Genomic DNA, 12656 nt, shown 5'->3' on the forward strand with positions numbered 1-12656 from the left:
CGGCGCCGCGTGGACTCGAGACAGCCGGGTCAGTCTGGCCCCCAGTCCAGCCAAAAGACGCGTGGCCAGAGGCAGATAGCGTCCACACTCACCGTGGTGATGCCTGGGTGTAAATTCACACCGTCGACAGAAAGCAGGCCCTTGCGGTACACGCTGCGTCGCTGGGCCGGGGTCGCCTGGTCACTGGCCGTACCACAAGAGGGGGACGTCATGACGCCGCAGGGGTTCTGGGCACGCACGCTCGCGTTGCTCGTCGTCGTCGCTTTCGCCGGCTGCAACAAGGACGCGGAAAAGGCCGAGTCGCCACCGTCCGCGGCGCTCGTGAATCAGCAGCGCGCATCCGTCCTGGCCACGGAGGAGGCCTGCGAGCCCGGCGACACCTCCCCCAAGCCCACGGCGCTGGAGTACTCGGGTGCCACGGAGGCCGAGTACGGCGACGTGCTGGGCCTGGTGGCTCGCCTGACGGACGCGTCCGGCCAGCCGCTGGCTACGCGCGAGGTGCGCTTCACCCTGGGAAGCCTGGAGGCGTCGGCCGTCACGGACGACCTCGGCATGGCGCGGGCGCCCCTGGCGCTGACGCTGGCGCCGGCCGCGGTGCCACTCCAGGTGCGTTTCGCGGGTGACGCGACCCACGCCCCGTCCGCCACCTCGGCCACGGTGACCATTGCCCGCGCGGACACCCGCACGCGCGTGCTGGGCCCCACGCTGCTGGCCACGGGCGCGCCCCAGCAGGTTCGCGCCTCGCTCGCGGACGCGGACGAGCAGACCGCCATCGCCGGCCGCACCCTCGTCTTCGAGGCCGCGGGCGCGCGCGCCACCGCCACCACGGATGCCTCGGGTGTCGCCACCGCCACGCTTTCCTGGAGCGCGAACGCCACCGGGCCGGCCGTGCTGGCCGTCTCCTTCGCGGGCGACACGTATTACGAGCCCTCGCGCGACGAGGCGCCCGTCACCCGTTACCTGCCCACCGCCTTCGCCGTCTGGGGCGGCAACACGCCGGGCCTCGCGCTCGGAGACCGCGTCAACTTCTGGGGCCACTCCTGGCCGAAGCAGGTGACGGGTGGCGCGTACGACGCGCAGGGCGACTTCAAGGGCTGGGCCTACGGCCTGCAAGGCTTCGCGCTCTGCCAGCCCACGGCGCGTCCCGGTGGCACGCCGCCGCTGACGCAGGGCTGCTGGAACAGCAAGACGGGGCAGAGCTGGCCGCCGGACTCGCTGCCCGAATACATCGGCGTCATCGTCCCCAACGCCATCTCCAAGGACAAGAGCACCCTCTTCGGCAACGTGGCGGCGCTGGCGGTGGTGAAGGTGGACCCGGAGCCGAAGTACGGCCCGGTGCCGGGCAAGCCGGGCTGGGGCACGCTGGTGGCGCTGGTGGACGGCGGCACCGTCTTCCCGCAGCCGGCGTCCCTGGTGGCCTCGCAGCGCCAGCCCCTGTCGGTGCAGCCGGGCGCCACCTTCGACGTCACCGTCGACCTGGGCAACCCCACCGCGACGGCGGCCCAGGCCGTGGTCGTCACCGAGCAGTTCGAGGGCGTGACGCCCACCTCGGGAGAGCAGTCGCTCGGCACCATCGAGCCCTCCACCCAGCGCTCCACCTCCTTCACGGTGACCGCGCCGTCCGTCGCCCCGCGCGGTGAGGCGGAGTCGCAGGTGGACTATCTCGCCCGCCTCGCCGCGCTGGACGGCCTGCCGCTGCGCTCCGTGGGCCGCGTGCGCTACGCGGACCCGACGGGCTCGTCACCGGCGCCCATCGACCTCTCGTCCGTCACGCGGGTGCAGCTGCCCCGGCTGACGGCGACGCTGTCGGCGCCCTCGTGCGCCGGCCCGTGCACCACCGTGCGCTACGTGCTGACGGTGGCCAACCTCGGCGCCGGCAAGGCCCAGGGCGTCACCGCCACCGTCGTCCTGCCGGACAGCTCCACCCAGGTGCTGGAGGTGGGCGCGCTCGCCTCCAACCTGCTGGCCACGCGTACCGTGGAGTGGAGCGTGCCCGAGGTGGCTGCGCGCGGTGAGGACGAGACGGTGGAGGCGTACCTCACGCGCCTGCGCGAGGCCGCGGAGCGGACGTACTCCGCTTCCGCGACGGTGACCTGGAAGGACGCGCGGGACAACGCCTACGGCCCCGTGGGCGCGCAGGTGACGACGGAGGCGCGGCTGCCCATCCTCACCGCCTCCACGGAGCGTCCCGCCCCCGTGCTGCCGGGACAGACGCTGCCCCTGGCCTTCACCGTCACCAACCTCGGAACGGTGCGCGCGGTGGACGCGCGGCTGCAGGTGGAGGGCGGCGGTGGCCAGCTCCCCGCCTTCACGCTGGAGGGCGGCCAGTCCACCACCATCCCCGTGGACGTCGTCGCTCCGCCCGTGGCGCCCAAGGGCGCGGAGGAGACGGACGACGCCTACCTGGCGCGCCTGCGGGCCACGGATGGCAGCCTCTTCTCCGTGGGCTACTCGCTGGACTGGGCCAGTGCGTGCCCGGCCCGCTTCGGCCCGCTGCCGGGCGTGGTGAAGACCTTCACCGTGCTGCCGGTGGTGACGCTGGGCCTGGAGGGGCCGGCCACCGCGGACGCCGGGGACACGCTGCACTACACCGTGTCGCTGGCCAACGTGGGGCACGCGGAGGCCTCCGGTCTGGTGGTGACGCTGGTGCTGCCGGACGGCAGCTCGCAGCCGGTGGCGGTGCCCGGGGCCGTGCTGGCCCGCGGTGCCACCGCCCAGGTGCCCGTCACCTTCACGCTGCCGGCCGGTCAGCCCGCTGGCACGGTGACGGCGCACGCCTCCGTGCGGTGGGCGGACGCGGTGGCCAACGCCTATGGCCCGGTATCCGCGAGCGCAAGCACCGAGGTGCGCCGCTCCAACCTGCCTCCCGTCGTCAACGCCGGGCCGGACTTCACCGTCACGCTGCCCGCGGGCGCCACCCTGCCGGGCACCGTCTCCGATGACGGCATGCCCCTGGGCTCGGCGCTCACCAGCTCCTGGGTGCAGGTGAGCGGCCCGGGCATCGCCGTCTTCGCGGACGCCACGGCGCCCATCACCGGCGTCACCTTCACCGAGCCGGGCACGTACGTGCTGCGCCTCATCGGCAGCGACGGCGAGCTGTCCGCCAGCGACGAGGCCACCGTCATCGTGAAGCCGCGCGAGGGCAATGGCACCACGCTGCCCGGCGGCGGCACCGTGCCGGGCGAGGTCCTCATCAACGTGGTGCGTGACGGCAACCAGCTCCGCCTGGACAACACCACCAACGCCTTCAACTTCATCTGGGTGGCCGTCTCCACCAAGGGCACGGTGCTGAAGTTCAACACCGCGACGGGCCAGATTCTGGGCGAGTACTACACCTCGCCCACGGGGCAGCCGAAGGACCCGTCGCGCACCACGGTGGACAAGACCGGCAGCGTCTGGGCGTCCAACCGCGCCGGCAACAGCGTCGTGCACATCGGCCTGGTGGAGAACGGCCAGTGCGTGGACCGCAACGGCAACGGCGTCATCGATACGTCCACGGGCTATGGCGACATCAAGGCCTGGACGAACGCGGGCGGCGCGGACACCAATGGCGGCGTCACCACCGCGCAGGACGAGTGCATGCTGCACTACGTCCGCGTGCGCTCGTCGGGGACCCGCCACGTGTCGGTGGACGAGAACAACGACGTCTGGGTGAGCGGCACCAACGGGCGCCACTTCGACCTGGTGGACGGACGCACGGGCGTCATCAAGCGCCAGGAGAACTCGGTCGGCTACGGCGGCTACGGCGGCCTGATTGACCGCAACGGCGTCATCTGGTCCGCCGCCAACCTGCTGCGCTGGGACACGGCGCTTCCGCTCAATGGCGCCAACGGCGTCAACTGGCGCGGCTACAGCCACGCCAGCTACGGCCTGTGCCTGGGGCCGGACGGGCACGTGTGGAACACGGAGCTCGGCTCGCGCATCCGCCGCTTCGCGCCGGACGGCACGCTGCTGGGGACCTTCACCCACGGCGGCTCCTACGCGCAGGGCTGTGTCGTGGCCCCTGACGGACACGTGTGGGTGGCCCATTCGCTCTACGGCAACACGGTGGGCCACCTGAAGCCGGACGGCAGTCACGTGGGCAACGTGCAGGTGGGCAGCGGCCCCACGGGCGTGGCGGTGGACGGCGCCGGCAAGGTGTGGGCGACCAACTACTACAGCGGCACGGTGTCGCGTATCGACCCGACGAAGGGCGCGCTGGGGCCGGATGGGGTGACGCGGGTGGGGCAGGTGGACTTCACCTCGCCGTACCTGGGCGGCAACCTCTACAACTACAGCGACATGACGGGCAGCACGCTGGCGGGCGCGCCGGACAACGGCACCTGGACGGTGGTGCGTGACAGCGGCGCGGCCGGCAGCGAGTGGGGGAAGGTGACGTGGAACGGGCAGGTGTGCGGCGACGCCACGCTGACCGTGACGGTGGCCAGCAGTGAGAATGGCACGACGTTCAGCGCCCCGGTGGTGGTGCGCAGCGGTGAGGACTTCGACGTCCCCAACGGCCGCTACCTGCGCGTGAGCGTCGCCTTCAAGCGCTCCAGCAAGGGCGAGAGCCCGGTGCTCTACAACCTGTCCATCGGCACCGCGCCGTACGTGATGCCGGAGCAGGCGAATGGCGTACCCACGGTGGACGCGGGCCGCGACCGCACGGTGACGCACCCCAACGTGGCGCGGGTGACGGGCTCGGCGTGCGACGACGGCCTGCCTTCCGGGGCGGCGGTGTCGCTGGCCTGGAGCCAGGTGAGCGGCCCGGGCACGGCGACCTTCTCCTCGCCGGCGCAGGAGGCCACGGACGTGGCCTTCAGCGAGCCGGGCACGTACGTGCTGCGGCTGTCGGCGAGCGACTCGGCGCTGAGCGGCCATGACGACGTGACGGTGACGGTGCTGCCGCGCAACCTGCCGCCGGTGGTGAGCGTGCAGGCCCCCACGTCCCTCATCCTCCCCGACGTCGCCGACCTCACGGCGACGGTGACGGACGACGGGCTTCCCGCGGGGGCGGTGCTCACCCGGAGCTGGGCGAAGGTGAGCGGGCCGGGCACGGTGACGTTCTCCGCGCCGGACGCGGACGTCACGACGGCGGCCTTCTCGCAGGCGGGCACCTACGTGCTGCGCTTCACCGCGTTCGACGGGCACCTGACGCGCTCGGAGGACATGAGCATCACCGTCAGCCCGGCGCCGTCCGCCAACCAGGCGCCCGTGGTGTCCGCGGGGCCGAACCTGTCGCTCATCTTCGGCGCCCAGGTGAACCTGGCCGGGACGGTGACGGACGACGGGCTGCCCACCGGCAAGGCGGTGACGCAGTCGTGGAGCAAGGTGAGCGGTCCGGGCACGGTGAGCTTCACCAGCCCGACGGCCGCCTCCACCCGCGCCACCTTCAGCGTGGCCGGTGAGTACGTGCTGCGGCTGACGGCCACGGACACCGACCTCAGCCGCTCCGCGGACGTCAGCGTGGTGCTCACCCCGGCCACGCCCGCCAACCGCGCGCCCAACGTCTCCATCTCCGCGACGACGAGCGGCACGGGTGGCATGCAGTTGTCGCTGTCCAGCACCGTCACCGATGACGGGCTGCCCTCGGGCGCCAGCCTCACCCGGCAGTGGAGCGCGGTGAGCGGCCCGGGCCCGGTGACCTTCAGCGCGCCGACGAGCAGCACCACCCTGGCGAACTTCACCGTCGCCGGCACGTACGTGCTGCGGCTGACGGCCAGCGACACCCAGCTCAGCACCAGCGCCGACATGCAGGTGGCCATCAACACCACCGCGCCTGCCAACACGGCGCCGTCGGTGTCCGCGGGCACCAACGTGGCCATCACCCTGCCGGTGAACTCCGTGCAGCTCAACGGCACCGCCAGCGATGACGGCCGTCCGACGGGCTCGACGCTGAGCGTGCTGTGGACGCAGGTGGGCGGCCCGGCGGGGGTGACCTTCACCTCGCAGACCACGGCCTCCACCCGGGCGGCCTTCCCGGCCGCGGGGACCTACGTGCTGCGGCTGACCGCCAGCGACGGCCAGCTCGAGCGCGCCTCGGACGTGAGCGTGGTGGTGCATCCGGCCGCCACGGCCAACAAGCCGCCCCTGGTGGCGGCCGGCCCCAACCTGTCCACGGTGCTGCCGCAGGACACGGTGCAGCTCCAGGGCAGCGTGAGCGATGACGGCCTGCCGGAGGGCAGCGCGCTCGCGGTGACGTGGACACGTGTGAGCGGCCCGGGCACCGTCACCTTCGGTGATGCGTCCCAGCCCGCCACCTCGGCGAAGTTCAGCGCGGCGGGCACCTACGTGCTGCGGCTGGCGGCGAGCGACGGTGCCTTCACCGCCACCTCGGACGTGTCGGTGGTGGTGAATGCCTCCGTTCCCTCCAACCAGGCGCCGGTGGTGGACGCGGGCCCGTCGTGGAACCTGCGGCTGCCCACGCGCACGGTGACGCTGACGGGCACGGTGACGGATGACGGACTGCCCACGGGCGCGGTGGTGTCGCAGCAGTGGAGCATGGTGGAGGGCCCCGCCTCCGTCGTCTTCAGCGCGCCCACCCAGAAGACGACGGCGGTGACGGTGAGCAAGGCGGGCGTCTACCGGCTGCGCCTCACCGCGAGCGACACGAAGCTGACGGGCTCCTCGGACGTGATGCTGAACGTCTCCGAGGCCGCCGCGGACAACGCTCCGCCGTCCATCGACCCTGGTCCCAACCTCAGTGTGAATCTGCCGGCTCCGGCGGTGGCCCTCAACGGCACCGTGACGGACGACGGGCGCCCGGTGGGCAACGTGCTGGAGACCCGCTGGGAGCTGGCGAGCGGCCCCGCGCTGGTGACGTTCGCCAATGCCTCGCAGCCGGCCACCACGGCGGGCTTCACGACGGTGGGCGACTACCTGCTGCGGCTGACGGCCAGCGATGGCGAGTGGGTGGCCAGCGCGGTGAAGCAGGTGCGTGTCCAGCCGGTCGTGGTGAACAAGGTGCCGGTGGTGAGCGCCACGGGCCCGGCCACGGTGACGCTGCCGGGCACGGCCCTGCTGTCCGGCTCGGCCCGCGACGACGGCCTGCCGGCCTCCAGCACGCTGGCGGTGTCCTGGAGCCAGGTGAGCGGCCCGGGCACGGTGTCCTTCACCCGCCCGGCGCAGGTGTCCTCGGCGGCCAGCTTCAGCGCGCCGGGTGACTACGTGCTGCGCCTCACCGCGAACGACGGCGAGCTGACGGCGTCGGCGGACGTGTCGGTGCGGGCGCTGGTGGTGAACCAGGCCCCGGTGGTGTTCGCGGGCGACGGCCAGGTGCTGGAGTACCCGGTCCGCACTGCGACGCTGACCGGTACCGCCACGGATGACGGCCTGCCCGCGGGCCGGCCGCTGACGGTGGCGTGGAGCGTGGTGGGCGGCGCGGGCGCGGTGACGTTCGGCAGCCCGGACCAGCTCGTCACCACCGCGACGTTCGCCTCCGCGGGCAGCTACCTGCTGCGGCTGACGGCGAGCGACTCGGAGAAGACGGCCAGCTCGGACGTGGTGGTGAACGTGGCGGCGCCGGAGGGCCCGGTGCCCACGGTGAGCCTCACGTCGCCCGTGGACGGCGCATCCGTCACCGGCCCCGTCACCGTCGCCGGCACCGTGAGCGGCGGCGAGTGGAGGGTGGAGTACCGCCTGGGCGCGGACGACACGGCCCCGCAGGAGTGGACCGTCCTCGCCAACGGCAGCGGCCCCTCCAGCGGCACGCTGGCCACGTTCGACCCGACGGTGCTCCTCAACGGCACCTACGAGGTGCGCGTGGTGGCCACGACGTCGGGCGGTGACTCCGTTGCCTCGGTCTCCACCACCGTCACCGGCGACCAGAAGGTGGGCAACTTCAGCCTCGCGTTCACCGACCTGGACATGCCGGTGGCCGGGCTGCCCATCCGCGTCACCCGCACGTACGACAGCCGCGACAAGCAGGTGGGTGACTTCGGCGTGGGCTGGACTCTGCAGGTCTCCAACGTCCGCGTGGAGAAGCGGGGCGTGCAGGGCAAGGCGTGGGAGCAGACGAAGTCGTCGGGCTTCTTCCCCACCTACTGCGTGACGCCCACGCGCCCGCTCGAGGTGACCATCACCTTCCCGGACAACCGGCAGTACCGGTTCATGCCGGAGCTGGAGGAGCCCTGCTCGGTGCTCTATCCCATCCAGTTCGGCTACGTGCGCTACCGGGCCGTGCCGCCCACCCAGGGTGAGCTGGTGGTGCTCGGCAACACCGAGGTCTACGTCGAGGGCTCCATCCCGGGCGCCGCGCAGCTCGTCGGGCTTGACGACTTCCAGGTCTTCAACCCGAGCCGCTTCCAGCTCACCACGGAGAAGGGCAACGTCCTCATCATCGACCAGACGGAGGGCGTGCAGCGCATCATCGAGCCCAACGGCAACAGCCTGACCATCGGCCGTAACGGCATCCTGCACTCCAGCGGGAAGAGCGTGGAGTTCGAGCGCGACACCAAGGGCCGCATCCAGCGCATCCTCGACCCGAACGGCAACGCGCTCACGTACGCCTACGACGCGCGCGGTGACCTGGTGGCCTTCACCGACCGCGAGGGCAACACCTCCACGTATTCGTACAACCTCAGCCACGGGCTGACGGGCATCAAGGACCCGCTGGGCCGCGAGCCGCTGCGCAACGAGTACGACGAGAGCGGCCGGCTGGTGAGCCACACCGACGCCTCGGGACGCACCGTGGTGTACGAGCGCGACCTGTCCGCCAACCACGAGGCGGTGACCAACCGGCTCGGCTACACGACGCTCTTCGAGTACGACGAGGACGGCAACATCGTCCGCATCACCGATGCGAAGGGCAACGTCTCGACGGCCACGTTCGACGCGCGGGACAACAAGCTGACCGACACGAACGCCCTCGGCCACGTCACCCGGTACGAGTACGACGCGCTCGACAACAAGGTGAGCGAGACGGACCCGCTCGGCCGGACCACGCGCTACACGTACAACGAGAAGCGCCAGCCCCTCACCATCACCGACCCGCTGGGCGGCGTCACCCGCTACGCCTACGACACCAAGGGCAACCTGCTGTCGGTCACCGACCCCATGGGCGGCGTCACCCGCTACACGTACGACTCGCAGGGCCAGGTGCTCACGGAGACGGACGCGCTCGGGGCCGTCACGCGTCACGAGTACGACGCGGAGGGCAACGAGGTCGCCACCACGGACCCGCTGGGCAACGTCACCCGGAGCACGTTCGACGCCAACGGCAACAAGCTGACGGAGACCGTCCGCCGCACGGTGGACGGACAGGTGCAGGAGCTGACCACCCGGTTCACGTATGACCGGGAGGGCCGGCTGATCTCCACCCTCATGCCGGACGGGACGACGCGCTCCACCGAGTGGAGCCCCACCGGCCAGCTCGCCGCCACCGTGGACGGGCTGGGCCGCCGCACCGAGTACACGTACGACCCGCAGGGCCAGCTCCTGGAGACGCGCTTCCCGGACGGCACCTCCGAGCGCTCCACCTGGGACGCGGAGGGGCACCGGCTGACGTTCACCGACAAGGCCGGCCGCATCACCCGCTTCACCTACGACGAGCTGGGCCGGCTGACGCAGACGCAGCATCCGGACAGCACCACCACGAGCCAGTCCTACGACGCGGCCGGCAACGTGGTGGCGAAGACGGACGAGCGCGGGCTCGTCACCACCTTCGAGATGGACGCCGTGGGCCAGCGCGTCGCGGAGACGGACGCGCTCGGGGCCACCACCCGGTTCACGTATGACGCGCTCGGCAACGTGCTGAGCACGACGGAGCCGAGCGGCGCGGTGACTCGCTACACGTACGACGCGGCCAGCCACCAGACGCGCGTCGAGCACCCGGACGGGACGTTCGAGACGCTCGCGTGGGATGCCCAGGGGCGTAACACGCGCAAGACGGACGCCGCGGGCCAGGCCACGGCGTACGCGTACGACAAGCTCGGCCGCCTCGTGTCCGTCACCAACGCCATCGGCGGGCTCACCGTCTACGTCTACGACGAGCTGGGCAACGCGGTCTCCGTGACGGACGCCAACGGCCACACGGTGCGCATGGCGTACGACACCCAGGGACGCCGCATCCGCCGCACGCTGCCCATGGGGCAGACGGAGTCGTGGACCTACGACGCCGCAGGCAACGTGCTGTCGCACACGGACTTCGCGGGGAGGACGACCACCTTCGCGTACGACGCCATGGACCGGATGGTGACCAAGACGCCGGACTCGGCCTTCGGCCAGCCCGCCATCCAGTTCCACTACGGCCCCAGCGGCCGGCGCACGGAGATGGTGGATGCCACCGGCACCACCGTCTACACGTACGACGTGAGGGACCGGCTCCTGCGGAAGGCCACGCCCTTCGGCACGCTGTCCTATACGTATGACGCCGTGGGCAACGCGCGCTCCATCCGCTCGTCGAACCTGGGCGGCACCGCGGTGGACTACGAGTATGACGACGCGAACCGGCTCGCCCGCGTGGGCGACGCCGCGCTGGGAGCCGCGGGCACCACGTACCAGTACGACGCCAACGGCAACCTCGCGAGCTTCACGCTGCCCAACGGGGTGAGGGCGGGCCACGTCTATGACAGCCGCAACCACCTGACGCAGACGAGCGTGGAGGGGCCGGGCGGCGTGCTGGCCCGCTACACGTACACGCTGGGCGCGGCCGGCAACCGCCTCTCCGTGTCCGAGCTGAGCGGCCGGACGGTGCGCTACTCCTACGATGCGCTGTACCGGCTCAACGGGGAGGAGATCTCCAACGACACCCGGTCCGGCACCGTCCTGTACGCGTACGACGCCGTGGGCAACCGGACGGCGCGCATCTCCACGCTGGCGGGCGTGAGCACGACGAGCAGCACGTACAACGCCAACGACCAGCTCGAGGGCCACACGTACGACGTGAACGGGAACACCACGGCCGCGGAAGGCCAGACGTACACGTACGGGTACGACAACCGCATCGCCTCGCTCAACGGCGGCGTGGTGACCTTCACCTACGACGGTGACGGCAACCGCGTGGCGCGGACGGAGGCGGGCGTCACCGTCCACTACCTGGTGGACACGGTGAACCCGACGGGCCGGGCCCAGGTGCTGGAGGAGGTGTCCGGCGAGACGGCGCAGGTGGTCTACACCTACGGCCACGCGCTGCTGGCCCAGCGCCGCCGCGCGCCGCAGGGCTCCACCGTGAGCTTCTACGGCTACGACGGCCACGGCAGCGTGCGCTTCCTCACGGACGCGGCCGGCGCCGTCACCGACACCTACGACTACGACGCCTTCGGCATCCTCCTGCGCTCCACGGGCACCACGCCCAACGACTACCGGTACTCGGGCGAGCAGTCCGACCCGACGCTGGGCATGGTGTACCTGCGCGCCCGGTACATGCAGCCGGCCAGCGGGCGGTTCTGGACGCGCGACGTGCGCGAGCCGGAGCCCTTCGAGCCGAGCACGCTGCACCGCTACCTGTACGCGGACGCGGACCCGGTCAACCGCAATGACCCGTCCGGCGAGGTGTCCAACCTCATCTGGGGGCGCCGCGTCCACCGCGACATCGGCACCCACTTCGTGAACCAGTCCCCGGGCAGCCGCGTGGCGGACCAGAGCATCAGCCGCATCCTCGGCTACCGGGTGCCGTTCGCCGGGCGCATGCGGCCCGACCTGACGGACCTGGGCACCTACGAGGTGTACGAAATCAAGCCGCTGGGCTCCTACCCGGAGGGCCTCGCGCAGCTCACCGGCTACGTCCTGTCCCTGCGCTACTTCGACCCGGCGAAGCGCCACTGGGACTACGGCTCCACGTACATCCCGCCCGTCATCATGCAGATCGAGCCCATGGTCTACGCGCTGGTGTCGCCGCCGGTTCAGGGCGTCATCATCTACGAGGTGCTCGACTTCCGGCTCTACCTGGCGGCCATCGCCGCGTACGGGGCCTACTCGCTGAGCACCAGCATCAGCATGGCGATGACCACCGCGTCGTTCGGGTTCGCGTTCTAGAATGGGCGAATGACCAACGTGGTGGAGACGTTCGCGGAGCGGTACTACCGGTGGGCTCGCGAGGAGATGGCGCGTGAGCTCGCCGGTGGGCTGGACCGGGCCCGGCGGGTGAAGGGCGCGGACGCGGCCCGGGCGGTGGTGCTGCTGGACTCGCTCGCTCCCGACGAGCGGACCCGGCTGGCCACCGCGCTCCTCAAGCAGGCGCACGCACCGGCGGCCGGACGGCTGGGGGAGGGGCCCACACCGGAGGAGACCGCCCTCGCGAGGCGCTTCAACGACCGCAAGATGCTGCTCCAGGCTCCGCTGGAGCTGCGGCCCGGCGCGGGCACGTTGAAGCGTCCGGAGCTGCGCAAGGTGCTGAAGGCGACGCTGAACCCGCTGCTGGGAAAGCCCCAGTCCGTCTTCGGTGGCCGCGAGGAGTGGCGCTACACCCGGCAGGTGGGGCGCTGGCTCGTCCACACGCACGTGGACACCGGGGGCAGCATCCGGCAGGCGGACTACAGCCACGAAATCGTGCCCGCGGGGGCCGAGGGACAGCTTCCACTCGCGCGGGCCATCTCGCTGATGACGTGGCTGGGGCTGTCGGGCACCACGAGCTGGAACGTGCTCGCCGAGGGCGAAGCGGAGGAGGCGGCCCAGGCCATGGCCTCGTTCTGCGAGCACTTCCTCCAGGCCGCGCCCGCGCTGCTCGACGGGCTCTAGCC

General features: G+C 71.7%; 2 protein-coding genes. Both read left to right on the forward strand.

Annotated elements, in window-relative coordinates; translation table 11 throughout:
- Window positions 1–210: 210 nt before the first annotated feature.
- Entirely contained in the window at window positions 211–11952 is an 11742-nt protein-coding gene (locus tag K8638_RS36195; RefSeq protein ID WP_223759283.1) for an RHS repeat-associated core domain-containing protein, read from the forward strand.
- Between the two features lie 9 nt (window positions 11953–11961).
- Window positions 11962–12654 carry a hypothetical protein gene (locus K8638_RS36200; RefSeq protein WP_223759284.1) on the forward strand — a complete coding sequence of 231 codons (693 nt, stop codon included), beginning with the start codon at window positions 11962–11964 and terminating at the stop codon, window positions 12652–12654.
- Window positions 12655–12656 lie beyond the last annotated feature (2 nt).

It is taken from the genome of Myxococcus sp. RHSTA-1-4 (genome assembly GCF_020037125.1).
Lineage (GTDB): Bacteria > Myxococcota > Myxococcia > Myxococcales > Myxococcaceae > Myxococcus.

What these genes read in the sequence shown, in the direction of transcription:
- K8638_RS36200 (WP_223759284.1), top strand. Translation starts at nt 11,962, where the DNA reads ATGACCAACGTGGTGGAGACGTTCGCGGAGCGGTACTACCGGTGGGCT.
- K8638_RS36195 (WP_223759283.1), top strand. Translation starts at nt 211, where the DNA reads ATGACGCCGCAGGGGTTCTGGGCACGCACGCTCGCGTTGCTCGTCGTC.